The organism is Geodermatophilus sp. SYSU D00710 (genome assembly GCF_054050195.1).
This window is the reverse complement of the sequence record NZ_JBJGYX010000050.1, coordinates 1-25,629: the sequence shown is the minus strand read 5'-3', so window position 1 is coordinate 25,629 and position 25,629 is coordinate 1. Positions and strand designations below refer to the sequence as shown.

26 protein-coding genes are annotated in these 25,629 nt (G+C 75.9%); 19 read left to right on the top strand and 7 right to left on the bottom strand.

The annotated features are described in order from the left end of the window. Positions 1 to 26: 26 nt before the first annotated feature. From ACI78U_RS19065 to ACI78U_RS19040, 6 genes are all read left to right on the top strand, one after another. A complete protein-coding gene (locus ACI78U_RS19065) occupies positions 27 to 1,340 on the top strand; it encodes a GAF domain-containing protein (protein WP_456876963.1) in 1,314 nt (437 codons plus the stop codon). 55 nt (positions 1,341 to 1,395) lie between these two features. Then, complete coding sequence (locus ACI78U_RS19060) at positions 1,396 to 2,622, top strand: MFS transporter (RefSeq protein WP_456876962.1); 1,227 nt, start codon at positions 1,396 to 1,398, stop codon at positions 2,620 to 2,622. 221 nt (positions 2,623 to 2,843) lie between these two features. Further along, a complete protein-coding gene (locus ACI78U_RS19055; protein WP_456876961.1) occupies positions 2,844 to 3,338 on the top strand; it encodes a (2Fe-2S)-binding protein in 495 nt (164 codons plus the stop codon). Beyond that, a complete protein-coding gene (locus ACI78U_RS19050; protein ID WP_456876960.1) occupies positions 3,335 to 5,827 on the top strand; it encodes a xanthine dehydrogenase family protein molybdopterin-binding subunit in 2,493 nt (830 codons plus the stop codon). Before ACI78U_RS19055 ends, ACI78U_RS19050 begins: the two co-directional genes overlap by 4 nt. Then, the gene (locus ACI78U_RS19045; protein WP_456876959.1) at positions 5,824 to 6,681 is read left to right on the top strand and encodes an FAD binding domain-containing protein; all 858 of its coding nucleotides are present in this window, start codon (positions 5,824 to 5,826) and stop codon (positions 6,679 to 6,681) included. Before ACI78U_RS19050 ends, ACI78U_RS19045 begins: the two co-directional genes overlap by 4 nt. 95 nt (positions 6,682 to 6,776) lie before the next feature. Beyond that, positions 6,777 to 7,841 carry an SRPBCC domain-containing protein gene (locus tag ACI78U_RS19040; RefSeq protein ID WP_456876958.1) on the top strand — a complete coding sequence of 355 codons (1,065 nt, stop codon included), beginning with the start codon at positions 6,777 to 6,779 and terminating at the stop codon, positions 7,839 to 7,841. Positions 7,842 to 7,919: 78 nt separating this feature from the next. Here ACI78U_RS19040 and ACI78U_RS19035 read toward each other — a convergent pair whose 3' ends face one another. The 3 genes from ACI78U_RS19035 to ACI78U_RS19025 are packed head-to-tail and all read right to left on the bottom strand — an operon-like array spanning position 7,920 to position 9,891. Continuing rightward, on the bottom strand, positions 7,920 to 8,552 hold the full coding sequence (locus ACI78U_RS19035; protein ID WP_456876957.1) for an alpha/beta hydrolase family protein: 633 nt from the start codon (positions 8,550 to 8,552) through the stop codon (positions 7,920 to 7,922). Next, on the bottom strand, positions 8,549 to 9,211 hold the full coding sequence (locus ACI78U_RS19030; protein WP_456876956.1) for an HAD-IA family hydrolase: 663 nt from the start codon (positions 9,209 to 9,211) through the stop codon (positions 8,549 to 8,551). Before ACI78U_RS19030 ends, ACI78U_RS19035 begins: the two co-directional genes overlap by 4 nt. Beyond that, entirely contained in the window at positions 9,208 to 9,891 is a 684-nt protein-coding gene (locus tag ACI78U_RS19025) for a DedA family protein (RefSeq protein ID WP_456876955.1), read from the bottom strand. Before ACI78U_RS19025 ends, ACI78U_RS19030 begins: the two co-directional genes overlap by 4 nt. An 80-nt stretch (positions 9,892 to 9,971) precedes the next feature. Here ACI78U_RS19025 and ACI78U_RS19020 point away from each other — a divergent pair, with 80 nt between their 5' ends. Beyond that, positions 9,972 to 11,267, top strand: a complete 1,296-nt coding sequence (locus tag ACI78U_RS19020) for an amidohydrolase family protein (protein WP_456876954.1) — start codon at positions 9,972 to 9,974, stop codon at positions 11,265 to 11,267. Between the two features lie 103 nt (positions 11,268 to 11,370). On the opposite strand, the gene ACI78U_RS19015 is transcribed toward ACI78U_RS19020, so the two are convergent. Further along, positions 11,371 to 11,844: a hypothetical protein gene (locus ACI78U_RS19015; RefSeq protein ID WP_456876953.1), complete on the bottom strand. Its 474-nt coding sequence runs from the start codon at positions 11,842 to 11,844 to the stop codon at positions 11,371 to 11,373. A gap of 179 nt (positions 11,845 to 12,023) precedes the next feature. On the opposite strand from ACI78U_RS19015, the gene ACI78U_RS19010 reads away from it, so the two are divergent. From ACI78U_RS19010 to ACI78U_RS19000, 3 genes are all read left to right on the top strand, one after another. Then, positions 12,024 to 12,851 carry an endonuclease/exonuclease/phosphatase family protein gene (locus ACI78U_RS19010; RefSeq protein ID WP_456876952.1) on the top strand — a complete coding sequence of 276 codons (828 nt, stop codon included), beginning with the start codon at positions 12,024 to 12,026 and terminating at the stop codon, positions 12,849 to 12,851. A gap of 81 nt (positions 12,852 to 12,932) precedes the next feature. Continuing rightward, positions 12,933 to 13,298, top strand: coding sequence for an ArsR/SmtB family transcription factor (locus ACI78U_RS19005; protein WP_456876951.1), 366 nt, complete (start codon positions 12,933 to 12,935; stop codon positions 13,296 to 13,298). Next, on the top strand, positions 13,279 to 13,758 hold the full coding sequence (locus ACI78U_RS19000) for an SRPBCC family protein (RefSeq protein WP_456876950.1): 480 nt from the start codon (positions 13,279 to 13,281) through the stop codon (positions 13,756 to 13,758). The genes ACI78U_RS19005 and ACI78U_RS19000 overlap by 20 nt, the downstream gene beginning before the upstream one ends. Positions 13,759 to 13,761: 3 nt before the next feature. Here ACI78U_RS19000 and ACI78U_RS18995 read toward each other — a convergent pair whose 3' ends face one another. Beyond that, positions 13,762 to 14,607, bottom strand: a complete 846-nt coding sequence (locus ACI78U_RS18995) for an MBL fold metallo-hydrolase (RefSeq protein WP_456876949.1) — start codon at positions 14,605 to 14,607, stop codon at positions 13,762 to 13,764. Between the two features lie 107 nt (positions 14,608 to 14,714). On the opposite strand from ACI78U_RS18995, the gene ACI78U_RS18990 reads away from it, so the two are divergent. The 8 genes from ACI78U_RS18990 to ACI78U_RS18955 all read left to right on the top strand — a co-directional run bounded on the left by ACI78U_RS18990 (position 14,715) and on the right by ACI78U_RS18955 (position 23,053). Next, the gene (locus ACI78U_RS18990; protein ID WP_456876948.1) at positions 14,715 to 15,923 is read left to right on the top strand and encodes a hypothetical protein; all 1,209 of its coding nucleotides are present in this window, start codon (positions 14,715 to 14,717) and stop codon (positions 15,921 to 15,923) included. A gap of 9 nt (positions 15,924 to 15,932) precedes the next feature. Continuing rightward, on the top strand, positions 15,933 to 17,444 hold the full coding sequence (locus tag ACI78U_RS18985; protein ID WP_456876947.1) for a TldD/PmbA family protein: 1,512 nt from the start codon (positions 15,933 to 15,935) through the stop codon (positions 17,442 to 17,444). Then, positions 17,441 to 18,832 carry a metallopeptidase TldD-related protein gene (locus tag ACI78U_RS18980; RefSeq protein ID WP_456876946.1) on the top strand — a complete coding sequence of 464 codons (1,392 nt, stop codon included), beginning with the start codon at positions 17,441 to 17,443 and terminating at the stop codon, positions 18,830 to 18,832. Before ACI78U_RS18985 ends, ACI78U_RS18980 begins: the two co-directional genes overlap by 4 nt. A gap of 177 nt (positions 18,833 to 19,009) precedes the next feature. After that, positions 19,010 to 20,056: an LLM class F420-dependent oxidoreductase gene (locus ACI78U_RS18975; protein ID WP_456876945.1), complete on the top strand. Its 1,047-nt coding sequence runs from the start codon at positions 19,010 to 19,012 to the stop codon at positions 20,054 to 20,056. A gap of 77 nt (positions 20,057 to 20,133) precedes the next feature. Beyond that, positions 20,134 to 20,817 (top strand): NADPH-dependent F420 reductase, encoded by a 684-nt coding sequence (gene npdG / locus ACI78U_RS18970; RefSeq protein WP_456876944.1) that lies wholly within the window; start codon positions 20,134 to 20,136, stop codon positions 20,815 to 20,817. A gap of 154 nt (positions 20,818 to 20,971) precedes the next feature. Then, a complete protein-coding gene (locus ACI78U_RS18965) occupies positions 20,972 to 21,274 on the top strand; it encodes a hypothetical protein (RefSeq protein WP_456876943.1) in 303 nt (100 codons plus the stop codon). A 120-nt stretch (positions 21,275 to 21,394) separates the two neighbouring features. Beyond that, positions 21,395 to 21,868, top strand: a complete 474-nt coding sequence (locus tag ACI78U_RS18960) for a hypothetical protein (RefSeq protein WP_456876942.1) — start codon at positions 21,395 to 21,397, stop codon at positions 21,866 to 21,868. A gap of 168 nt (positions 21,869 to 22,036) precedes the next feature. Then, positions 22,037 to 23,053, top strand: coding sequence for a C40 family peptidase (locus tag ACI78U_RS18955; protein ID WP_456876941.1), 1,017 nt, complete (start codon positions 22,037 to 22,039; stop codon positions 23,051 to 23,053). Positions 23,054 to 23,087: 34 nt separating this feature from the next. On the opposite strand, the gene ACI78U_RS18950 is transcribed toward ACI78U_RS18955, so the two are convergent. Next, positions 23,088 to 23,708, bottom strand: a complete 621-nt coding sequence (locus tag ACI78U_RS18950) for a YdeI/OmpD-associated family protein (protein ID WP_456876940.1) — start codon at positions 23,706 to 23,708, stop codon at positions 23,088 to 23,090. Between the two features lie 63 nt (positions 23,709 to 23,771). Between ACI78U_RS18950 and ACI78U_RS18945 the strand changes: the two genes are divergently transcribed. After that, complete coding sequence (locus tag ACI78U_RS18945) at positions 23,772 to 24,350, top strand: gamma carbonic anhydrase family protein (protein WP_456876939.1); 579 nt, start codon at positions 23,772 to 23,774, stop codon at positions 24,348 to 24,350. A 31-nt stretch (positions 24,351 to 24,381) separates the two neighbouring features. On the opposite strand, the gene ACI78U_RS18940 is transcribed toward ACI78U_RS18945, so the two are convergent. Beyond that, complete coding sequence (locus ACI78U_RS18940; protein ID WP_456876938.1) at positions 24,382 to 25,440, bottom strand: threonine aldolase family protein; 1,059 nt, start codon at positions 25,438 to 25,440, stop codon at positions 24,382 to 24,384. Between the last annotated feature and the right edge of the window lie 189 nt (positions 25,441 to 25,629).

Below are 25,629 nucleotides of genomic sequence, written 5' to 3'. Positions count from 1 at the left end.
ATGAACCACACGTCGGGGAGCGCGCCGTGACCGGCGTCAGCCCGTGGCTCGCCCTGCCCGGCGGCCGGCCGACCCCCGGGCTGACCCGGCAGCTGCGGGCCGCGCACGAGACGCTGGTGACCCGCGGCGCGCCCCCGCCCCGCCCGGCCGTGCGGTCGGTCGTCTGGGACTCCTGGCGGCGCAGCCTCGGCAGCGGCGTCGACCCCGACGGCCAGGGACCGCCGGTCGACCTCCTCGACGACGACCTCGACGCCCACCGCGCCGCCCACCCGCTCGCGGCCGTGCTGCCGGTCATCCGCCGGCTGCTGGTCGAGGACGCCGAGGCCGACCGGATGATCGTGGCCGTCACCGACGCCGACGGCCGGATGCTGTGGGTGGAGGGCGACCGGCGGCTGCGCAACCTCGCCGAGGGCATGAACTTCGTCCCGGGCTCCCGCTGGGCCGAGGAGGTCGCCGGCACCAACGCCCCGGGGACGGCCCTGGCCCTCGACCACCCGGTGCAGATCTACGGCAGCGAGCACTACCGCCGCCCGGTGCAGCCGTGGAGCTGCTCGGCCGCACCGGTCCACCACCCGGTGACCGGCGTCCTGCTCGGCGCCATCGACGTCACCGGCGGTGACCACGTGGCCAGCCCGCACGTGCTCACCCTCGTCCGCGCCACCGTGGCGGCCGTGGAGTCCGAGCTGCGCTGGCTGCACCGCGAGGAGCAGTCGCGCGGGCCGCTGCGCCCCGCGCCGGCCCGGGCGTCCGCTCCGCTGCTGGAGGTGCTCGGCCGCGAGCGCGCCCGGCTGACCCTGCCCACCGGGCCGGTCGAGCTCTCGCTGCGCCACTCCGAGCTGCTCCTGCTGCTCGCCGAGGCCGCCGCCACCGGCGAGGGCCGCAGCGCCGAGCGGCTGGCCGCCGAGTGTCACGCCGGGGCCACCGCCACGGTCACCGTCCGGGCCGAGCTGTCCCGGCTGCGCCGGCTGGTGGGCGCCGACCTCGTCGGCTCGCGCCCCTACCGGCTGCTCGGCCGGCTGGACAGCGACCTCGACCGGGTGCGGGCCGCCCTCGACCGCGGCGCCGCCGGCGCGGCGCTGGACGGCTATCCCGGGCCGGTGCTGCCCCGCTCGGCCGCGCCGGGCGTCGTCGCCGCCCGCCGCCGCACCTCCGCGGCCCTGCGCGCGGCGGTGCTGCGCAGCCGCCGGCCGGAGCTGCTGCTGCGCTGGATCGCCCTGCCGGAGGCGCGCGACGACGCCGCCGCCTGGCAGGCCTGCCTCGAGGCGCTGCCCACCGGCTCCCCGCGCCGGGCCGCCGTCGCGGCACACCTGCTGGCCCTGCGCCGGTCCTCCCGCGGCTGAGGCGATCCGCCCGGGACGGGAATGCGGCCCCGCCCGGTTCTCTTGGCACGGCTACGTGAGTGCCCGCACCGCCGCCCCGCCCGCCGCCCGCCCGACCTCGCTCGCCACCCCGCGGGTCGCCGTCGCCCTGGGGGCGCTGGCGCTGGGCGGCTTCGCCATCGGCACCACCGAGTTCGTCACCATGGGCCTGCTGCCCGACATCGCCGCCGGCGTCGGTGTGGACATCCCGACGGCGGGCCACGTCATCTCCGCGTACGCGCTGGGCGTGGTCGTCGGCGCCCCGGTCATCGCCGCGCTGGGCGCCCGGCTGCCGCGCCGGGGGCTGCTGGTCGGGCTGATGGCCGCCTTCCTCGCCGGCAACGTGCTCAGCGCGGTGGCGCCCGGGTCGACGACGCTGCTGCTCGCCCGCTTCGTCAGCGGGCTGCCGCACGGCGCCTACTTCGGGGTCGCCTCGCTGGTCGCCGCCTCGTTGGTACCGGCGGCGCTGCGCGGCCGCGCGATCAGCACGGTGATGCTCGGTCTGGCGGTGGCCACCGTGGCCGGCGTCCCGGCCGCGACCTGGCTGGGGCAGACCCTCGGCTGGCGCTCGGCGTACTGGGCCGTCGTCGTCCTCGCCCTGCTCACCCTGGCCGCCGTGCCGGCCGTCGTGCCCGCCACCCCCGGCGACCCGCACGCCACCGTGCGGGGCGAGCTCGGTGCGCTGCGCCGGCCGCAGGTGCTGCTCACCCTCACCGTCGCCACCGTCGGCTTCGGCGGCATGTTCGCGCTCTACAGCTACATCGCGCCGCTGACCACCGAGGTCACCGGCCTGTCCCGGGGCACCGTCCCGTGGGTGCTGCTCGCCTTCGGTGTCGGCGGGGTGATCGGCACCGCGCTGGGCGGGCGGCTGGCCGACCTGGCGCTGTTCCGGTCGATGGTCGGCACCTTCGTCGCGCTGGCCGTGCTGCTCCTGCTCGTCGCCCCCGCCACGGCGGCCGCCCCGACGCTGCTGGCCGTCGTCTTCCTGCTCGCCGTGAGCGCCTCGACGCTCGTCGTCTGCCTGCAGCTGCGGCTCATGGAGGTCGCCGGGGAGGCCGAGATGCTCGGCGCCGCGCTCAACCACTCGGCGCTGAACGCCGCGAACGCGCTCGGGGCCTGGCTCGGCGGCGTGGTCATCGCCGCGGGGTACGGCTACACCGCGCCGAGCCTGGTGGGCGCCGGGCTGGCCGGCCTGGGGCTGGTCGCCCTGACCGCCAGCGCGCTGCTGCGACGCCGGGAGCTGCGCGCCGTCCCGGCGGCCTGAGCCACCGCTGCAACGGGTCTGCAACCTCTCCGCTGCGGCGGCGCCCCGGGTGGGCGAGACCGCACGCGCGGGTCAGCCAGCCGTGCAGCTCCGCATCCGCGGAACCGGTGCACTGCGGACCGCAGGTAAGCGTGGCCTAAGTCACTCTCGCGTTGGTTGACTCCGCCGTGGAGCACCCGGCCACCGGGTGCACTCGCCCCCTGCAACCAAGCGGAGGATCCATGACACGGGTGAGCATGCGGGTCGACGGCGTGACCTACACCGACGAGGTCGAACCCCGGACCCTGCTGGTCCACCACCTGCGCGAGGCGCTCGGCAAGGTCGGCACCGTCGTCGGCTGCGACACCAGCAACTGCGGCGCCTGCACCGTGCACCTCGACGGGCAGGCGGTGAAGTCGTGCACCGTCCTGGCCGTCCAGGCCGACGGCGCCGAGGTCACCACCATCGAGGGCATCGGCAACGACGGCGCCCTGCACCCGGTGCAGAAGGCGTTCCACGAGATGCACGGTCTCCAGTGCGGCTTCTGCACGCCGGGGATGATCATGGCGTCGATCGACCTGCTGAAGGAGAACCCGGCCCCCAGCGAGGACGAGGTCCGCGAGGGCATCGAGGGCAACCTCTGCCGCTGTACCGGCTACCAGAACATCGTCCGCGCGGTGCAGCAGGCCGCCGGCGAGATGTCGGGCACCTCCGAGACCCTGGGAGCGCAGTCGTGACGGTCACCGAGGACGCGGCCACCACCCAGACCCCCGGCCCGGAGAAGGAGGTCGGGAAGGCCCGCCGCCGCAAGGAGGACGCCCGCCTGATCACCGGGCGGACCACCTGGACCGACAACATGGTCCTGCCCGGGATGCTGCACATGGCCGTGGTCCGCAGCCCCGTGGCCCACGGGAAGATCACCAACGTCGACGTCAGCGCCGCGCTCGAGGCGCCGGGCGTCGTCGCCGTCTACACCGGCCGCGACCTCGCCGAGGAGCAGGGCTCGATCCCCTGCGCCTGGCCGGTGACGCCGGAGATGCTCAACCCCGGCCACCCCTCGATCGCCGTCGAGGAGGTCAACCACGTCGGCGAGGCCGTCGCGGTCATCGTCGCCCGGTCGCGGGCCGCGGCCGCCGACGCCATCGAGCTGGTCGACGTCGACTACGACCTGCTGCCGCCGATCCTGGACATGGAGGAGGCGGTCCGGCATGAGGCCGAGCTCTGCCACGACCACCTCGACACCAACACCAGCTACCACTTCGTGTTCGACGCCGGCGAGGCCGGCACGGGCGCCGACACCGACGAGGCCTTCGCCTCCGCGGACGTCGTCGTCAGCCGGCGGTTCGTCAACCAGCGGCTGATCCCGGCGTTCATGGAGCCGCGCTCGGTGGTCGTCCAGCCGCAGGGCGACAACTTCACGATGTGGTCGGCCACCCAGATCCCGCACGTGCTGCGGGTGATGCTGGCGATGGTCACCGGCATCCCGGAGCACAAGCTGCGCGTGGTCGCCCCCGACGTCGGCGGCGGCTTCGGCGGCAAGCTGCAGGTCAACCCCGAGGAGATCCTCGCGCTGCTGATCGCGCGGCGGCTGGGCAAGCCGGTCAAGTGGACCGAGACCCGCAGCGAGTCGCTGATGACCGCCCACCACGGCCGCGACCAGATCCAGTACGTCGAGGTCGCCGCCGACCGCGAGGGCCACGTCAAGGGCCTCAAGGTGCGGATCCTCGCCGACATGGGCTCCTACCTGCGGCTGATCACCCCCGGCGTCCCGGCGCTGGGCGCGTTCATGTTCCCGGGCATCTACAAGTTCCCGGCCTACCGGTTCGAGTGCGACGGGATCTTCACCAACAAGGTGCCCACCGACGCCTACCGCGGCGCCGGCCGGCCCGAGGCCACGTTCGCCGTCGAGCGGATCATGGACGAGCTCGCCACCGAGCTGGGCATGGACCCGCTGGAGGTCCGCCGCCGGAACTGGATCCGGGCCGAGGAGTTCCCGTTCACCACCGTGGCGGGCCTGGAGTACGACAGCGGCGACTACGAGGGCGCCACGCAGCGGGCCCTGGAGCTCATCGGTTACGACGAGCTCCGCGAGGAGCAGCGCCGCCGCCGCGAGTCCGGCGACCCGGTGCAGCTGGGCATCGGCTTCTCCACCTTCACCGAGATGTGCGGCCTGGCCCCCTCCCGGGTGCTCGGCTCGCTGTCCTACGGCGCGGGCGGCTGGGAGTCGGCGTCGATCCGGATGCTGCCCACCGGCAAGGTCGAGGTCGTCACCGGCTCCACGCCGCACGGCCAGGGCCACGAGACGGCGTGGAGCCAGCTGGTCGCCGACCAGCTCGGCGTGCCGTTCGAGGACGTCGAGGTCCTGCACGGCGACACCGCCGTCGCGCCCAAGGGCATGGACACCTACGGCTCCCGCTCGCTGGTCGTCGGCGGCACCGCCGTCGTCAAGGCCGCCGACAAGGTGATCGCGAAGGCCCGCAAGGTCGCCGCCCACCTGCTCGAGGCCAACGAGGACGACCTGGACTTCTCCGGCGGGAAGTTCACCGTCCGGGGCACGCCGGGCACCGGGCTGTCGATCCAGGAGATCGCCCTGGCCGTCTTCGCGGCGCACAACTACCCGGAGGACGTCGAGCCGTCGATCGACGCGGAGGCGACCTTCGACCCGGTGAACTTCTCCTTCCCCCACGGCACGCACATCTGCGCCCTGGAGGTCGACACCGACACCGGGATGGTGACGATCCGCAAGTACGCCTGCGTCGACGACGTGGGCACGATCGTCAACCCGCTGATCGTCGAGGGGCAGATCCACGGCGGCCTCGCCCAGGGCATCGCACAGGCGCTCTACGAGGAGGCCGTGTACGACGCCGACGGCAACCTCACCACCGGCACCTTCGTCGACTACCTGGTCCCCTCGGCCGCCGACCTGCCGCACTTCGACACCGACAACACGGTGCACGTGGCGCCGGGCAACCCGATCGGCGCGAAGGGGGTCGGCGAGGCGGGCACCATCGCGAGCACGCCGGCGGTGGTCAACGCCGCCCTCGACGCCGTGCGGCACCTCGGGGTGCGCGACATCCGCATGCCGCTGACCCCGGAGCGGGTCTGGCGGGCCGTCCACGAGGGTGGCGACGGCGGGGACCGGGCCACCGCCAAGACGAACGCGCAGGGGGCCGAGTCGGCCCAGGCGCCGTCCACCGGCACGTCGTCCTCCGGAGGTGACCTGTGATCCCCGCACCGTTCGAGTACGTCCGGCCGACCACCGTCGACGAGGCCGTCCAGGCGGTCGCCCAGGGCGGTGAGGACGTCAAGGTCATGGCCGGCGGGCAGTCGCTCATCCCGGTCATGCGGCTGCGGCTGGCCGCGCCCGAGACGATCGTCGACCTCGGCCGGGTCGCCGAGATGCGCGGCGTCCGCGAGGAGGGCGACGTGCTGGTGATCGGCGCGATGACCACCCACGCGGAGGTCATCGCCGACCCGCTGATCGCCCGGCACGCGCGGCTCATCGCCGAGGCGACCGAGACGGTGGCCGACCGGCAGACCCGCCGGCGGGGCACCTTCGGCGGGGCGCTGGCGCACGCCGACCCGGCCGGTGACCTGCCCTCGGTGGCGCTGGCCCTGGACGCCGAGATGGTGGTCGCCGGGCCCGGGGGGCGGCGCACCGTCCCGGCGAGCGAGTTCTTCGTCGACTACCTCACCACCGCCCTCGACGAGGGGGAGGTGCTCGTCGAGATCCGGGTGCCCAAGCTCGCCGGGGACTGGGGCGTGCGCTACGAGAAGTTCAACCGTGTGGCGCAGGCCTGGTCGATCGTCGCGGTCGCCGCGGCGGTGCGGCGGGAGAACGGGCACATCGCCGAGGCGCGCATCGGGCTGACCAACATGGGCCCGGTCCCGCTGCGCGCCGCGGCCACCGAGGCGGCCCTCGCCGGGGCGTCGGCGTCACCGGACGCGGTCGCCGCGGCGGCCCGCTCGGCCGCCGAGGGCACCAGCCCGAGCAGCGACCTCAACGCGCAGGCCGACTACCGCCAGCACCTCGCACAGGTGCTGACCCGCCGGGCGGTGACCGCCGCCGCCGGGTTGTAGTTTCCGACACAACCCGGCACCCGCCCGCCCTCGGCCGGCCCGCCCCTCCCCGGGCGGACCGGCCGAGGTCCGTTCCCCACCCCGGAGGTCGCACCGTGCAGCTGGAGAACTCCTTCACCGTCCCCGTCCCCGTCGACGAGGCCTGGCGGGTGCTGCTCGACATCGAGCGCATCGCCCCCTGCATGCCCGGGGCCGCCCTGGACTCGGTCGAGGGTGACTCGTTCACCGGCCGGGTCAAGGTCAAGCTCGGCCCGATCAACCTGACCTACCAGGGCAAGGCGTCGTTCGTCGAGAAGGACGAGGCCGCGCACCGGGCGGTCATCGACGGCCGCGGCAAGGACCAGCGGGGCAACGGGACCGCCGCCGCCCTCATCACCGCCCAGCTCAAGGAGGAGGGCAGCACCACCCGGGTCGACGTGCTGACCGACCTCAACATCACCGGCCGGCCGGCGCAGTTCGGCCGCGGTGTCATGACCGACGTCGGCAACAAGCTGCTGGGCCAGTTCGCCGACAAGCTCGCCGCCCAGCTCGCCAGCGGGGACGACGTGACCGTCGACGCCGCTGCGGCTGCCGGCAAGCAGGAGCCGACCGTGGCGGGGAAGGTCGCCGCCACCGCGACCGGGGCGGCCGAGGAGGTCGCCCAGTCCGTCGAGCAGGTGCCGGGGGACAACGCCGCCGCGGCGACGGTGCGCAAGGCCGGCACGAAGGCCCGCGAGGCGGCGGCCGCGGCCACCGACGCGGTGTCGTCGGGCACCTCGACCGCCGATGCCCCGCCGCCGCCCACCGACACCGCGCCGATCACGCCGGTGGGCGCGACGGACACCGTCTCCATCTCGGCGGTCGGCGCCGACGACGCTCCCGTGGCCGCGGACAGCACGCCGTCGGCCACCGACACCGCGCCCGTGGCCGCGGTGGGCCGGGCGCCCAGCACGCCGCCGTCGGGCAACACCGCGCCGCCGAGCCGCCCGGCCACCGGCGCCCCGCCGCGGAGCACCCCGGCGGCAGCGACGGTGCGCGACCAGCCGGTCGCCGAGCCCGAGCCGATCGACCTGCTCGAGGTGGCCGGCGGCGCCGCGGTGGCCCGGTACGCCGGACCCGCGGCGGGCGTGCTGGCGGTGCTGCTGCTGGTCCTGTTCGCCATCCGGCGCCGCCGCCGCTGACGCCCCCGGGTGTTGATCATCGGCTGCGTGCACGGCTCCGCGGCGTGTCCGCGCGCGTCGCGTGCACGCAGCCGATGATCAACTGCTGAGCAGGTCCTCCAGCCACGAGGTCGCCACGGCGGCCACCACCTCGGGCGCCCGGCCCAGCGAGTGGTCGCCCGGCACCGCGTAGACCGACGCCGTCGGCACGCCGGTGAGCACCGCGGCGACCTCCTCCGGGCGGCCGAAGGCGTCGGTCTCGCCCTGGACGACGCACACGGGCACCGCGGCGCCGGTCAGCTCGCCCGCCCGGCTGCGCTCGGGGCGGCCCGGCGGGTGCAGCGGGAACGCCAGGCAGAGCGCGCCGTCGGCGCCGGCGCCCGCCGCGGTCCGGCAGGCCACCCGCGCGCCGGCGCTGCGGCCGCCGAACACCAGCGGCCCGGTCAGCGCGCCGCCGGCCCGCAGCGCGTCGAGCACGGCGGTCCAGGCGACGTCGAGGCTCGGCGGGGCCGGCGCGATCCGCTTCCCGGCCACCCGCCACGGCTGCTCCACCCGCAGCACCCGCCAACCGGCCGCGACCGCGGAGCCGCTGACGGCGACCAGGTCGGCCGAGGCCACCCCGCCACCGGCGCCGTGGCCGAGCACGAGCGTGCCGCGGGCCCCCGCGACCGGGCCGTCGGCGTGCACCGCGGCCGGGCCGAGCGGGGTGTCGACCAGCGCCGGCGAGCTCACAGCGCCAGCAGGGCGTCGACCGCGCCGGCAAGGTCGGCGGCGACGACGGTCGGCGCGGGGAACGCCGGCGGGTACACGCGCTCGCTGCGCGGGAACCAGGCCCCGGTCAGCCCCGCCCGTTCGGCTCCGAGGGCGTCCCAGCCGTGCGCGGCCACCAGCGCCATCCGCTCCGGCGGCACGCCGCAGGCGCCGGCGGCCCACAGGTAGGCCTCCCGCGAGGGCTTCCACGCGCGGACGGTCTCGCTGGTCAGCGTCCGCTCGACCAGCGGCGCGATGCCGCCGCGCTCGATGCCGGCCTCGGCCACCCCGGGCGAGCCGTGCGACAGCGTCACCACCCGCACGCCGGCCGCCGCCAGCCGGCGCAGCGCGGGCTCGACGTCGGGGTGCGGGACGAGCTCCAGGAAGGTGTCGGCCACGCGCGTGACGTCGGCGGCGGACAGCTCGGTGACCTGCGCCAGCGCCGACTCGAAGGCGGCGCGGAAGGGCAGCCAGGCGCCGGCCACGGTGGCGGCGAAGCCGGTGGCCAGCGTGCGGCCGAAGACCGTGGGCAGCAGGTGCGCCGGGTGCCCGGTCTCGACCAGGGCGGCGGCGACGGGGGAGAGGTCGAGCAGGGTCTCGTTGACGTCGAGCGCGACGACCTCCGGACGGCCCCGGCTCACGCGGCCGGGTGGCCGCCGTCGGGCCGGCCGACGGTGGCCTCACGCTGACGGCGCTGACGGACGTCCTTGAGCCGCTTGGTCACCAGGTAGCCGATGCCGACGACGAACACGCCGACGACGAGGTAGTCGAAGTACTTGAGGTTGTCCTGGATGAAGTCGCCCGCGAGCACGCCGAGGGTGACCAGCAGGCTGTTCCAGATGAGGCTGCCGGCGGCGGAGTAGAGGACGAACTGCAGGAACGGCATCCTCACGACGCCGGCGGGCACGGAGATGAAGCTGCGCACGATCGGCACCATCCGGCCGAAGAACACCGCCGAGCGGCCGTGCCGCTCGAACCAGGCGAAGGTCCGGTCGACGTCGGCGGTCTCGACCAGCGGGAGGCGGTCGAGGAAGGCGTGCGAGCGGCGCGGGCCCAGCGCCCGGCCGACGTAGTAGAAGAAGACCGCACCGAGCACCGAGCCCAGCGTGGCGAACAGGATGACCGGCACGATGTCCATCTGGCCGTCGTTGATGAGCACGCCGGCCAGGCCGAGCACGGCCTCGCTGGGGATCGGCGGGATCACCGTCTCCAGCAGGATGGAGAACCCGACGCCGACGGGTCCGAGGGTCTCGACCAGCTGGAGCAGCCAGCCGGTGATCCCGCCCTGGTCGGAGGAGGCCGCGGCGGCGAGGAACGACATGTCCCCACGGTAAGGGGGCCTCCTGCGACCTGCCCGGACGTCGGCCGGACGGACGGGGCCGGTGGGGCTAGCGTGCCGCCATGCGCCAGCGCCTCGCCGCCCGGGCCGTCGTCGTGGGGGACCGGTCCGGCACCGTCGTCCCGGACGCCGTCGTCGACGTCGAGGACGGCCGGATCGCGTGGACCGGGCCGGCTGCCGACGCCCCGCCGCCCGGGGACGCCGAGGTGGTGGACCTGCCCGGGCTGCTCGTGCCGGGACTGGTCAACGCCCACTCGCACGCGCCGATGGTGCTGTTCCGCGGCCAGGGCGAGGGGCTGCCGCTGGACCGCTGGCTGCGCGAGGTGATGTGGCCGCGGGAGGCCCGGCTGACGCCCGACGACGTCGAGGTGGCCATGACCGCCGCGTCGGCGGAGATGCTGCGCGGCGGGGTGACCACCAGCGTGGAGATGTACTTCTCGCCGGAGCGGATCGCCGCGGCGGTCGGCAGGACCGGCGCCCGCGCGGTGATCCCCGCGCCGATGGTGCCGCTGCCGGGGATGCCGGCGCTGGAGGAGCAGATGGCCGCGGCCGTCGAGCTGGCCGCCGGGGTCGGCGACGACGGCACCGTCGAGTACGGGCTGGGCCCGCACGCGGCCTACACCGTGCCGCTGCCGCTGCTGCGGCGGGCTGCCGAGCTGTGCCGCGAGCACGGGCTGCTGCTGCACCTGCACGTGGCCGAGACCGCCACCGAGGGTGCCGACCTGCTGGCCGCGCACGGGGCGTCGGTGCCGGCGCTGCTGGCCGCGCACGACGTCCTGGGTGGTCGGGTGCTGGCCGCGCACTGCGTGCACATGGACGACGCCGACCTGGAGCTGTGGGCCGAGTACGACGTCGCCGTCGCGCACTGCCCGGCGAGCAACGCCAAGCTGGCCAGCGGCGTCGCCCGGGTGCGGGACATGCTCGACCGCGGCATCCGGGTCGGCCTGGGCACCGACGGGCCGGCGTCCAACGACGGGCTGGACCTGCTCGCCGACGTCCGGCTGGCCGCCCAGCTGGCGCGGCTCGCCGCCCGGGACGCCACCGCGCTCACCGCGGCCGAGGCGTTCTGGCTGGCCACCGGCGCGGCCGCGGACGCGATCGGCCGGCCCGACCTGGGCCAGGTCGAGGCCGGGCGGCGGGCCGACCTGGTGCACGTCGACACCCGCGACCTCGCCTTCGAGCCGGTGGGCGATGCCGCGGACCTGCTCACCCACCTGGTCTGGTCCGGCGTCTCCCGGCTGGTCCGCGACGTGTGGGTCGGGGGCCGGCAGGTCGTCGCCGGTGGGACGGTGACCGGCGTGGACGCCGAGGCACTGCGGGCCGAGGTGGCCGAACGCGCCGCCCGGCTGGCCGGCTGAGGCGGTGGCGGCGTGCGCCACGATCAGGTGACCTGATCGTGGGGCGTCCTCCCTCGCGGTGGGACGTGGGGGAGGACGCCCTGCGGTGAGGGAGGACGGCGCGTCAGCCCTGCGGGTGCCCGACGGTCCAGGCGTAGAGACGGCCGTCGACGACGACGGTCGCCCAGCCCTCGCACAGGAGCACCCGCTCGCCGCTCAGGTCGGGCCACGAGCCGCCGCCGTCCCACGGTGGACCGGGTTGCGCCACGGGCCTGCACTCCGCGGGCGGAGCGGCGCCGGGTGCGAGGTCCATGTCCACGCGCACGCTCCGGTCGTCGGCACCGGACGCCACGCCGGGGCGGACGACGGTCACAGCGGAGCCCACCGCGCGGGTCCAGTAGGGCACCGTTCCCCTCGGGGCCTCCGCCGCCTCGGCGCGGGACGTGGTCCGCGTGTGCCCCTGCAGCTCGGCGAGCACGGCGCCTGCCCCCGCCACCCCCACCGGCATCGCCACGAGGACACCTGCGACGGCCACCGCTGCGACGGCCTGCGTCGCCGCGAGCGTGCCCAGGGCCACCTTCGCCGCCGTGCTGCGCACCGCCGGACTCCTCTCGTCGGGCCACCGTGCGGTGGCCCGACGAGCCTCGGCCCGGGAGGTGCGCGCGGGCGTCGGCGTCCGGGATGATCTCCAGGGGCCGGTCCGTCGTACCGGGGGAGGACCCCGGGTGCGACGGGGCCGGGAGGACGGGCCGGTCGCGCCGCGGTTGACTGCGCCGCATGACGCCGTCGCTGCGGGTCCTGACGCTCAACGTGCTCGGCCCGGCCAACCCGGACTGGGCCCGGCGCAGCGCCCTGATCGGGGAGACCCTGCGCCGGCTCGGCGCCGAGGTCGTCGCCCTGCAGGAGGTGCCCGTGGCGGACGGCACCGTCGAGGAGCTCCTCGGGCCCGGCTACACCGTCACCCCGTTCTCCCGGGCCGCCGCGGACGGGGTGGGTGGGGCGCTGGCCACCCGGGCACCGCACCGCGTCGTCGAGGAGGTCGACCAGCGCTGCACGCCGCGGGCGCAGGACTTCCCGTGGTGCGCCACCCTCGTCGTCGAGCTGGACACCCCGGTCGGCCGCACGCTGGTCGCCCACCACAAGCCGAGCTGGCAGTTCGGGTACGAGTACGAGCGGGAGCGGCAGGCGCTGGCCGCCGCGCGGGTGCTCGAGCTCCTGGCCGACGGCGCCGACCACGCCGTCGTCCTGGGCGACCTCGACGCGACCCCCGACGCCGCGAGCGTGCAGTTCTGGCGCGGCCGGCGGTCGCTCGACGGCACCAGCGTCTGCTACCAGGACGCGTGGGAGACCCTCCACCCCATCGACCCGGGGTTCACCTTCGACGCCCGGAACCCGCTGGTGCGGGCGGGTGAGGTGGCCACCGCGGTGAGCCGGCGCATCGACCACGTCCTTGTGCGGGCCGGCGTGCACGGCCCGACGCTGCAGGTGGTGGCCTGCGCCCGGGTGCTCGACGAGCCGGTCGGCGGGGTGTGGGCCAGCGACCACTCCGGCGTCGTCGCCGATCTCGCGCTGCCCGGCCACCCGCCGGGCTCGTGGGCGTCCTGACGGTCCAACCAAACGGTTGACGAAGACCTGGAGCACCCCTACGGTCGTACTCAACCGAGAGGTTGACAAAGGAGGTCGCAGGTGGCGTCGGACCCGCTCTCCCGGGCGTTCGCGGCGCTGGCCGACCCGACCCGGCGCGACATCGTCGCCCGGCTCGCGGCGGGCGACGCGACGGTCGGCGAGCTCGCCGCCCCCTACGACGTGACCGTGCAGGCGGTCTCCAAGCACCTGCGGGTGCTCGAGGACGCCGGCCTGGTCAGCCGCACCCGGGAGGCGCAGCGCCGCCCGGTGCACCTGGAGGCGGAGGTGTTCGACCTGATGACCACGTGGATCGAGCGCTACCGGCGCCAGGCCGAGGAGCGCTACCGCCGCCTCGACGACGTCCTCCGGTCGATGCCGGACGACACCCACGAGAAGGGAACCCGTCATGAGCACCGCCACCCGTGAGACCCGGATCGTCGCCGACCCCGAGGTCCCGCTCATCCGGATCACCCGGGAGTTCGACGCCCCGCCGGCCAAGGTGTTCCGCGCGCACACCGACCCCGAGCTGGTCGTGCAGTGGCTCGGCCCGCGCGGGATGGAGATGCGCATCGACCACTTCGACTGCCGCACCGGCGGCTCCTACCGGTACGTGCACAGCGACGCCAACGGGGAGTACGCCTTCCACGGGTCCTTCCACGAGGTCCGCCCCGACGAGCGGATCGTGCAGACCTTCACCTTCGAGGGGCAGCCCGACGGCGTCGCGCTGGAGAAGCTCGTGCTCACCGACCTCGGCGGCGGCCGCACCCGCCTCGAGTCCACCTCGCTGTGCGACTCCTTCGCCGACCGCGACGCGATGCTCGCCAGCGGCATGGAGGTCGGCGTCGTCCAGGGCTACGAGCGCCTGGACGAGGTGCTCGCGCGCTGATCCTCAGGCGCGCAGCGAGATCGTCTCCCCGCGCAGGACGGTCCGCAGCTCCCCCGGCGCCCGCCGCTCGGCGACCTCCCGCACGAAGTCGCCGAGCGGCGAGGCGAACCGGTCGTAGTCGTCGTAGTGCACCGGCACGGTGACCGGCGGCTCGAGCAGTTCCACCAGGTCGGCGCCCTGCCGGCCGTCCATGGTCACGGTGACCCCGAGCGCCTTGGTCCCGCCCAGGTGCGGGATGACGACGTCGAGTGGCCCGCAGCGCTGCAGCACCTCGCCCAGCCACGGGCGGAACAGGGTGTCGCCGGTGACGTAGCCGCGCCAGGACACCTCGCCGCCGCGCAGCAGCTCCAGCACGCTGCCCATCACCGGCGGCAGGACCGCGGCCAGGGGACCCGGGCCGTGGACGCCGGGCACCGCGGTGATCCGCAGCGTCTCCTCACCGCGGGTGACCTCGTGCACCTGCCAGGGCCGCAGGTCGGCGGTGGCGTGGAAGCCGCGGGCCGCCAGCGTCCGTGCCGCGGCCTGCGTGGTGACGACCGGCGTGGCCTTGTCGATGGTGGCGTAGGCGATCCGGTCCCAGTGGTCGCCGTGCAGGTGGGAGAGCAGGACGGCGTCGAGGTCGGGCAGGTCCTCGGGCAGGATCGCCGGGTCGGTCAGCCGCTTGGCCCACAGGCCCTTGCCCAGGTACACCCGCTGCCCGCGGCCGATGAAGTTCGGGTCGGTGAGCAGCGTGAACCCGCCCAGGCGCAGCAGCGTCGTCGCGTTGCCGCCGAAGGTGAGCGTGACGTCGGCGGTGCTCTCGTCGGTGGAGCCGGCACTGCGGTCGGCACTGCCCGGGTCGGCGGTCATGCCGCGGGTGCTACCCCTGGGCCCGGGTCGGTGCACGTCCGCGGAAGTGCACGGAGGGGGACTCGCGGGTCCGTGCGCGGCGCGCCGATCCGGGTACCGCAGGTCCCGTGCAGCAGCAGGCCGCCGTGGCCGCCGCCGGCCGGCTGCGTCGGGCGCGCGCGGGCGCGCTGGTGGCGTTCGTGGTGACCGGGCTGGTCTCGGCGAGCTGGTTCGGGCGCATCCCCGCCGTCCAGGGACGGCTCGACCTCTCCGCCGGCGAGCTGGCCGTGGCCGTCCTCGGCGTCGAGGGCGGCGCGGTGCTCGGGCTGTCCCTCGGCGGCGCCCTGGCCACCCGGTGGGGCAGTCGCCGCGCCGCCCAGGCCGGGTTCGTGGTCTACGCACCCGGCGTCCTGGTGGCGGCGCTCGCCCCCGACCTCCTGCTGCTGACCTGCGGCCTGGCGGTCTGGGCCGCGGCGAACAGCGTGCTGGACGTCGCCCTGAACGTGCAGGGCGTCGACCTGGAGCGCCGGGCCGGCCGGCCGCTGCTGTCCGGGCTGCAGGCCGCGCAGGGGCTGGGCCTGCTCGCGGGCGCCGCCGGGGCCACCGCGGCCGCCGCGGCGGACGTGCCGCTGACGGCCCACCTCGCGGCCGTCGCCGCCGCGGGACTGGTCGCGGGGCTGGCGGGGACGGCGCCGATGCTGCCCGCCGCCGCTCCTCCGCCGCGCGGCCGCAGCCGCTTCCGCCCGTCGGGGCAGCTGCTGCTCGTCGGCGCGATCGCGTTCTGCGCGTTCCTCGTCGACGGCGCCGCGACCAACTGGGTCGCCGTCTCGCTGGAGGCCGATCACGGCGCGGCGCCCGGAGCGGCTGCCGGCGGGTTCCTGGCGTTCACCGCCACGCTGGTGCTCGGCCGCGCCGTCACCGACCGGGTCCTGCTCCGCTGGTCCCGTGTCCGGCTGGTGCGCGGCTGTGGCGCCGTCGTCGTCCTCGGGACCGTCCTCGTCGTCCTCGCCCCCACCGGCGCCGTCGCGCTGGCCGGCTGGGTGGTGCTCGGCCTGGGGGTCGCGCCGCTGGCACCCGCCGTCCTCGGCGCCGCCCCCGACGCGCGGTCCCGCGCGACGGGTCGGAGCACGCCCCCGCCGGCCGCGATCGCGACCGTCACCACCATCGGCTACGTCGGGTCGTTCACCGGCGCACCGGCCATCGGCGCCCTCGCCGGGCTCGTCGGCCTGTCCTCCGCCCTGGCGCTGATGGCGCTGGCGGGGATCGCGACCGTCCTCCTCGCCCGGTACGTCCCGAGCGGTCGGCCGGTGGACGGCGGAGGGGCGTCCGGCTGGTAGACACAGGAGGTGGCTGCCTCCCGCGACGTGGACGAGTCCTTCCTGGCGCTCCCGCTCTCGGCGCTCACCGAGGCGGCGCTGACCCGGGCGGTCGACCTCGGCTGCGAGCACGCCGACCTGCGGGCGGAGCGGATCCGCACCCAGTCGATCACCCTGCGCGACGCGCGGCTCGAGGCGCTGGCCACCGGCGAGGACCTCGGGCTGGCCGTTCGCGTGGTGCACGAGGGCACCTGGGGGTTCGCCGCGGGCGTCGTCCTGACCGCGGCCGAGGCGGTCCGGCTGGCCGAGCAGGCGGTCGCCGTCGCGAAGGTGTCCGCGGCCCTGGCCACCGACCGGGTGGAGCTGGCGCCCGAGCCCCGGCACGAGGGGACCTGGGTGTCGGCCTACGACGTCGACCCCTTCGACGTCCCCGACGCGGAGAAGACCGCCCTGCTCACCGAGCTGTCGGAGCGGCTGCAGGCGGCCGACGGCGTCGAGCACGTGCAGTCGGGCTGCACGCACGTCAAGGAGCAGAAGTACTACGCCGACACCACCGGCACCCGCACCCGGCAGCAGCGGGTGCGCATCTCCCCGGAGTTCACCGCCCTGACCGTCGACCGGACGACGGGCGCGTTCGAGAGCATGCGGACCCTCGCCCCGCCGGTGGGCCGCGGCTGGGAGTACCTGACCGACGGCCGCTACGACTGGGACGGCGAGCTGGCGGAGATCCCCGAGCTGCTGCGGGAGAAGACCAAGGCGCCGTCGGTGGAGCCGGGCCGACACGACCTCGTCGTCGACCCGTCCAACCTGTGGCTGACCATCCACGAGTCGGTCGGCCACGCCACCGAGCTGGACCGGGCGCTGGGCTACGAGGCCGCCTACGCCGGCACCTCCTTCGCCACCGTCGACGGGCTGGGCAGCCTGCGCTACGGCTCGGAGCTCATGCACGTCACCGGCGACCGCACCGTCGAGCACGGGCTGTCGACGATCGGGTGGGACGACGAGGGCGTCGAGGCGCAGCGGTGGGACATCGTCCGCGACGGCGTGCTGGTCGGCTACCAGGTCGACCGCAACACCGCGCGGCTGGGCGGGATGGCGCGCTCCAACGGCTGCGCCTTCGCCGACTCGCCGCGGCACGTGCCGGTGCAGCGGATGGCCAACGTCTCGCTGCAGCCCGCCGCGGACGGCCCCGACCTCGAGGGCCTGATCGGCGGGGTCGAGCGCGGCATCTACGTCGTCGGCGACAAGAGCTGGTCGATCGACATGCAGCGCTACAACTTCCAGTTCACCGGCCAGCGCTTCTACCGCATCGAGGGCGGGCGGCTCGCCGGGCAGCTGCGCGACGTCGCCTACCAGGCGACGACCACGGACTTCTGGGGCTCGATGCGCGCCGTCGGCGGCCCCTCCACCTACCGCCTCGGCGGGGCGTTCAACTGCGGCAAGGCCCAGCCCGGGCAGGTCGCGCCGGTCAGCCACGGCTGCCCGGCGGCGCTCTTCGAGGGCGTCACCATCCTCAACACGGTCCAGGAGGGCGGGCGATGAGCAGCCAGCTGACCGCACAGCAGCTGGTCGAGAAGGCGCTGGCGGCGTCGACCGCCGACGGGTGCGTCGTCTTCGTCGTGGAGAGCACCGAGGCGAACCTGCGGTGGGCGTCGAACAGCCTGACCACGAACGGGGCGATGCGCTCGCGCCAGGTCGTCGTCGTGTCGTTCGTCGACGGCGGCCAGGGCATGGCCACGGGCACCGTCGCCCGGACCGGCACGCCCGACGTCGCCGAGCTGGTGGCCGCGAGCGAGCAGGCCGCCCGTGACGCCGGACCGGCCGAGGACGCCGTCCCGCTGGTCACCGAGGCCCCGCCGGGCAGCGGGGACTGGGACGCCGACCCCGCCGAGACCTCCATCGAGGTGTTCGCCGAGTTCGCGCCCGCGCTGGGCGAGGCGTTCGGCGCCGCCCGCGACCGCGGCGACCTGCTGTTCGGCTACGCCGAGCACGCCATGACCACCACCTACCTGGGCACCTCCACCGGTCTGCGGCTGCGTCACGACCAGCCCACCGGCCGGGTGGAGCTCAACGGCAAGAGCACCGACTACGCCCGCTCGGTGTGGTCCGGCGTGGGGACCCGCGACTTCCGCGACGTCTCCGTGGCCGGCCTCGCCGCCGACGTCGAGCGCAGGCTCGGCTGGGCGCAGCGCCGCGTCGACCTGCCCGCCGGGCGCTACGAGACGGTGCTGCCGCCGTCGGCGGTGAGCGACCTGATGCTCTACGCCTACTGGACGATGGAGGCCCGCGACGCCGACGAGGGCCGCAACGTGTTCGCCCGCAAGGGCGGCGGCAACCGGATCGGCGACCGGCTGGCCGCGCTGCCGCTGACCCTGCGCAGCGACCCGCACGCCCCGGGGCTGGAGGCGGCGCCCTTCCAGGTGGTGGGCGCCTCGTCGGGGTCGGCCAGCGTGTTCGACAACGGCATGGCGACGCCGGCCGTCGACTGGATCCGCGACGGCGTCCTCACCAACCTGGTGCGCCCGCGGGCGTGGGCGCTGAAGACCACCGCGCCGGCCGTCGCCGCCGTCGACAACCTCGTCCTCGAGTCACCGGAGGGCACGGCCACCCAGGACGAGATGGTGGCCGCCACCGACCGCGGGCTGCTGCTGACCACGCTCTGGTACATCCGCGAGGTCGACCCGCAGACGCTGCTGCTGACCGGGCTCACCCGCGACGGCGTGTTCCTCGTCGAGGGTGGCGAGGTCACCGGCGCGGTGAACAACTTCCGGTGGAACGAGTCGCCGGTGGACCTGCTGGCGCGGATCACCCAGGTCGGCCGCACCGAGCGCACGCTGCCGCGGGAGTGGAACGACTGGTTCACCCGCGCGGCGATGCCCCCGGTGCGCGTGCCGGACTTCAACATGAGCTCGGTGTCGCCGGCCAGCTGACGCGTTGCGGGGCCGGCGCCCGCCCGCTCTTGCGGTGTCGGCCGCGCTCCCACGGTGGTGCAGCACCGCAGGAGTACACGGAGCACCGCAAGACCGTGCCGTCATCGCGGCGCCGCGGCAGGTGCCCGCCCGTAGGGTGACGCAGATCACGACGGGCGGGGCACCAGGAGGCGCGACGTGCGCGTCGGCATGCGGATCCGGTACGACGGCGGCTTCCGGCAGGTCGCGGAGGAGATCGGCGAGCTCGAACGCGCCGGCCTGCAGCTCGTCTCGGTCGCCGAGGCCTACAGCTTCGACGCCGTCAGCCAGCTGGGGTACCTCGCCGCGGTCACCGACCGGATGGAGCTGACCAGCGGCATCCTGCAGGCCTTCACCCGCACGCCGACCCTGACCGCGATGACCGCGGCCGGCCTGGACATGGTCTCCAGCGGCCGCTTCACCCTGGGCCTGGGCGCCAGCGGGCCGCAGGTGGTGGAGGGGTTCCACGGCGTCCGCTACGACGCGCCGCTGGCCCGGCAGCGGGAGATCGTCGAGATCTGCCGGATGGTCTGGCGCCGGGAGCGGGTCGTGTACGCCGGGCGCCGGTACACGATCCCCCTGCCGCCGGACCAGGGCACCGGCCTCGGCAAGCCGCTCAAGCTGGTCAACGTCCCCGTGCGCGAGCGGATCCCGATCACGATCGCCGCCATCGGGCCGAAGAACGTCGAGCTCACCGCCGAGATCGCGGAGGGCTGGGAGCCGATCTTCCTCGTCCCCGAGCGGGCGGCCGAGACCTGGGGCGCCGCGCTCGCCGCCGGCACGGCACGGCGGGACCGGGGCCTGGGCCCCCTCGACGTCCGCGTCGGCGTCCCCTGCGCGATCGGTGAGGACCTCGGCGACCTGCGCGAGCGCTCCCGGGCCGACCTCGCGCTCTACGTCGGCGGGATGGGCGCCCGCGGCAAGAACTTCTACAACGAGCTCGCCGTCCGCTACGGCTACGCCGAGGCCGCGGCCACCGTGCAGGACCTCTACCTCTCCGGCCGCCGGGAGGAGGCGGCCGCGGCGGTCCCCGCGGAGCTGGTCGCGGCCACCTCGCTGGTGGGTCCCCGGGCATGGGTGGCCGAGCGGTTGGCCGCACTCCGCGACGCCGGCGTCACGACGTTGGTCACCTCCCTCGTCCAGCCCGACCGCGCCGGCCGGCTGCGCACCGTCGAGCAGCTGCGGGAACTGGCGCAGGACCTGTGACCGGCGGGCCCCCGCGCGGCGTCGGCTAGCGTCCGGCCCCGGGCGCTCCGCCGTGGAGCGCGGCGAGGAGGCGTCCAGTGACCGAGGCGAGCGGGGCCGGCGTGCCCGAGGGCCTGACCGTGGCGGTGCTGGGAGGCACCGGCCCGCAGGGGCGCGGCCTGGCCCGGCGGTTCGCCGCCGCCGGCGTGCGGGTGGTCCTCGGCAGCCGGGACCCCGGGCGCGCCGCCGCCACCGCCGCCGACCTCGCGGGCGCCACCGGCGGCGAGGTCGCGGGCGCCGACAACCACGGCGCGGCCCGGGCCGGCGACGTCGTCGTCGTGGCGGTTCCCTGGGAGGGGCACGAGCACCTGCTGACCGCCGTGCGCGAGGAGCTCGCCGGGAAGATCGTGGTCGACTGCGTGAACCCGCTCGGCTTCGACAAGCAGGGCGCCTACGCGATCCCGGTCGAGGAGGGCTCGGCCGCGCAGCAGGCCGCGGCGCTGCTCCCCGACAGCCGCGTCGTCGCCGCGTTCCACCACGTGAGCGCCGTCCTCCTCGAGAACCCGGAGGTGACCGAGGTCGGCACCGACGTCCTGGTGCTCGGGGACGACCGCGAGGCCACCGACCTGGTGCAGGCGCTGGCCGGTCTGGTGCCGGGCATGCGCGGGATCTACGCCGGCCGGCTGCGCAACGCCCGCCAGGTGGAGGCGCTCACGGCCAACCTGATCAGCGTCAACCGGCGGTACAGGGCGCACGCGGGGCTGCGGGTCACCGACGTCTGAGACGCCGGCCCACGCGTGAGGCGCCTGTGACGCAAGACGACGAAACGGCGTGTCATACCGCAGGGGTGATGCCCTCAAACACGGTTCGCGGATTACTTTTCGGCGCAACCGCAGCAGGCCTCCGGGATCCCGGGGGTGTCGAGGGGAGCACCCGATGACCCGCACGCAGAAGCCCTCCGTGTTCCAGGTGGGCCAGATCTGGGACGACGGCCGGACGGTCGTCGTCTCCGGGTGGGGCATCGGTCTGTGCGCCTCCGCCTGCGCCTGCCACCGCTCTCCCCAGGGCGGGCACCTGTCCATCGACGAGGACCAGGCCGGCGGCACGCTGGGCCTTCGCTGCTTCGACGAGGACGGCTGCGACTGCTGCGAGCCGTGGACCGCGGACGAGCTGTCGGCCGTCCTGCGCGACCTGCAGCGGGTGTCCGGCCTCGACGCCCAGGAGCCCCTGGCCGGCTGATCGGAGGACCCCCTGCCCCCCCACCGCTCGCGCGCTCGCGGCGGGACCCGGCAGAGGGGCCGGTCCAGCACGTCACCACCGCCGGTCTTTCGGGGACGTCCACACGGGTACCGGCGCCGCATGCTGGGACGAGCGGCGATGCGCGGTGCCCTGGCCGGACTGGCCGGCACCGCGGCGATGACCCTGGCCGAGAAGGCCGAGCAGCAGGTGACCCGGAGGCCGGACTCCTACGTGCCCGGGCGCACGCTGACCGCGCTGGCCACGCGGCGCCGTCTGCCCGGGTCGGCGCGCCCGTTCGTCCGCAACCACCTCATGCACTGGGGGACCGGTGCCGCCGTCGGCGCGCTGCGCGGCGTCTGGTCGGCCAGCGGGCTGCGCGGCTGGCGCGCCTCGGCCTGGCACACCTCGGTCCGGCTGGCCACCGACCAGACCCTCGAGAACGCCACCGGCGTCGGCGACCCGCCGTGGACCTGGTCTCGCCGCGACCAGGTCGTCGACCTCGCCGGCAAGGCGCTCTACTCCTTCGTCACCGGCGCGGTCGCCGACGCCCTCGTCCCGCTCGCTCCCGACCGGCGCCGCAGCACCGCCCCCTGACAGGACCGGCCCTCCTCGCAACGTGCGGGGCGGGTGGGACGAACGGGGCGCACGGGGTCCCACCCGTCCCGATCACCGCGCGCCCTGCACACGCTCCGCTCACCACCTCCCTACGGTCCGTACCGACCAGAGCGGGCCGCCCGGCGAGGCGGCAGGGGGAGGCCGATCGTGCAGCGCAACCGGACGACGGGACGCCGCTGGACGGGTGCGGTCCTGGCCGCCACCGGCCTGGTGGCCCTCGTGCTCGTGCCCGGGTCGGCCGCCGCCGCGCCGTCGACCGCCGAGGAGGCCGAGCGGCTGGTGGAGGAGGCCGGCCGGCAGCTGACCACGCTCGACGAGCAGGTGCACCAGGCCGAGCTCGCCGTCACCGCCCAGCAGCAGGCCGCCGCCGACGCCGACCGCACCGCCGACGAGGCCGAGGCCACGCTGGCCCGCTACGAGCCGGCGATCCGCGCCATCGCCCAGAGCGGCTACACCGGCACCACCCGGTCCCGGGTGGCCGCGTTCCTCGGCAGCGACTCCGCCGACGACCTGGTCGCGCAGATGACGATGATCGACCTCATCGCCGACCACACCGACGGCGTCCTCACCGAGGTGGCCGCCGCGCAGGCCCGTGCGGCCGAGACCCGCGCCGCGGCGGAGGCCGCCGCCGCCGAGGCCACCGCGTCGCTGCGCACGCTGCAGGAGCAGCAGGCCCAGGTGCAGGAGCAGATCGACCAGTACGAGGCCGACTTCGCGCGGCTGTCGGCGGCAGAGCAGGCGCGGGTCACCGCCGCGCTGGCCGGGCCGGTCCTGGCCGCGCCGTCGGCCGCCGCGGCCACGGCCGGAGCACCCGGTCCCGCGGCCGCCACCGCCGTCGAGACGGCCCTCGCCCAGCTCGGCGACCCCTACGTGTGGGGCTCCTCCGGTCCCGACGGCTTCGACTGCTCCGGGCTGACCCAGTACGCCTACGCCGCCGCCGGGATCTCCCTGCCGCACTCGAGCCGGGCGCAGTCGACGACGGGGACGCCGGTCTCGCGGGCCGAGCTGCTGCCCGGCGACATCGTCTACTTCTACTCGCCGGTCAGCCACGTGGGCCTCTACATCGGCGACGGCAAGATGGTGCACGCCCGCACCTTCGGTCAGCCGGTCGCGGTGACCAGCGTTGACCAGGCCGGGTACCGCGGCGCCGTCCGCGTCGCTTGACGAAGGACCCCCGTCCTCCCCACCCTTCGCACGCTCAGGGTGGGCCCCTGGACGGGGGCCGCTCCAGCACCTCGCCCTCAGTACGGCCGGCGGCCCTCGGCGAGCCTCTGCACGGCCGCGGCCACCCGCCGGGCCCGCGTGGCCGCGGTGGCGGCGGTGTGCACCCGGACCAGGACGGCGAGCGGTTCTGCGCGTCGAGGCCGTCGAAGGCCGCCCGGGCGGCGGGCTCGGCGTCGAGGGCGGCGGCCAGGTCGTCGGGGACGGTGACGGTGGCCGGGCCGGCGTAGGCGCGCTCCCAGCGGCCGTCGGCCTGCGCGGCCGCCACCTGGGCCAGCCCCGCCGGGCGCATCCGGCCGGCCTCGACCAGCCGGGCGACGGCCTCGACGTTCCTCTGCGACCACACGCTGCGCGGCCGCCGCGGCGTCACGCGGATCAGGTAGGACCGCTCGTCGAAGCGGTTGGACCGGCCGTCGATCCACCCGTAGCAGAGCACCGACTCGACCAGCTCGGCGTAGGTCAGCGACGGGACGCCGGCGCCCTTCTTCGCCAGCTTCACGTACAGGCCGGGCGCGGTGGCGTGCTCGGCCTCCAGCCACTCCTCGAAGGCGGCCTGGTCGGGGAAGGCCAGCACGGGCAGGTCGGTCGGCACGGTCACGGGCGCCGATCCTGGCCGCGGTCCCGGGTGCCGTCCAGGGGTCGGGTGTGCTGGGGTGGGGCCGTGGCGGACAACTACATCGCTCAGCTGGACTTCGGCGCACCGGCCATCGACGACGAGGCGTTCGTCGCGCCGACGGCGGTGGTGGTCGGCGCGGTGACGATGGGCCCGCGCTCGAGCATCTGGTACGGCGCGGTCGCGCGCGCCGACCACGAGGTCATCGAGATCGGCGAGGGCTCGAACGTCCAGGACGGCAGCACGCTGCACTCCGACCCCGGCTTCCCGCTGGTCATCGGCCGCGGCGTGACCGTCGGTCACCGGGTCGTGCTGCACGGCGCGCGCGTCGACGACGACGTCCTGGTCGGCATGGGCAGCATCGTCATGAACGGCGCGCACATCGGCTCCGGCTCGATCGTGGCCGCCGGCGCCGTCGTCACGCAGGGCACCGAGGTGCCGCCCGGCTCGCTGGTGGCCGGCGTCCCGGCGAAGGTCATCCGGCAGGCCACCGACGACGACCTGACCCACATCCGGCTCAACGCGCAGAGCTACACCGAGCGGCTGCCCGCGGCGCGGAAGGTGCGGCCGGTGGTGCGCCGCCCGCTGCCCCCGGCCGGGCACATCCCGGGCGACGCCGCGGACTAGCGGAGGGCCCCCTGCGCAGGGGGCCGTTCCATCAGCTCGCCAGGCGGGCGACGGCGGCGCGGACCTCCTCGAGGTGCAGCGCCATCGTCGCGTCGCCGACGGCGAGCTCCACCCGCAGGACCGCCGGGTCGCCGGTGGTCGCCGGCGCGGGCCAGGTCCACAGCCCCTCCTCCGCGAGCTCGCGGGCGGCGTCCCGGAAGGCCTCGGACGTCGTCTCGAGCAGCAGGTGCAGCATCGGCGTCTGCGGCGGGTCGGGCACCACCCGCACGCCGGGCAGGTCGCGCACGCAGCGCGCCACCTCGTGCGCCCGCTCCAGGTAGGCCGGCATCAGCGGCAGCCGCTGTCGCAGGCAGCTCAGCGCCGAGGCCGCGCCGGGCCACAGGCCGAACAGCGTGCCGCCGAGCCGGTGCCGCCACTCGCGCACCTCGGCGACGGCGTCGGCCGGCCCGGCCAGGCAGCACCCGGCCAGCGCGCCGAGGCCCTTGTAGAAGCTGACGTAGACGGTGTCGAAGGGGGCGGCGAGGTCGGCCGGCGGCATCCCGTAGCCCGCGGCGGCCTCCCACAGCCGGGCGCCGTCGAGGTGGGCCACGGAGTGCACGTCGTGCGCCCACGCCGTCTGCTCCACGACGTCGTCCCACGGCGGCAGCTGCCCGCCGAGGTCCCGCTGGGGCAGCTCCACCACCAGCGCGGCCGGGGGCTCGGCGACGGCGTCGAGGTCGGCGCGCAGCAGCAGCCGGTTGCGGTCGCCGACCGGCCGCGGGACCAACCCGTGCAGCCGCTCGAGCGCCCCGCCCTCGTGCTGGAACAGGTGGCACTGGGGATGGGCGACGACGGTGCGCCGCAGGGTGCGCCCGGCGTGCACCCGCAGCGCCGCCTGCTGCGCCATCGTCCCGCTGGGCAGGTACACCGCCCCGGGCTTGTCCAGCAGGGCGGCCACCTCGTCCTCGAGCTCGGCGACGACGCCGCCGGTGCCGTACCGGTCGACCACGGTGTCGGCGGGGACGGTGGCCAGCAGCTCCGCGGCCCGCACCGGCCCGTGTCCGGACAGCGCCCGGTCGCAGGTGGCGCGCAGCGCCTCGAGGTCGGTCACGGGCGCCAGTCTGCCGAGATCCCGTGACCTCGTCCGTCCGGGCCCCCGTGGGGGGGGGGGGGGGGGGGGGGGGGGGGGGGGGGGGGGGGGGGGGGGGGGGGGGGGGGGGGGGGGGGGGGGGGGGGGGGGGGGGGGCGGGGCGCGGGGGGGGGGGGTCGGGCGCGGTGTCCTGCCGGCGCCCCTGCAGCG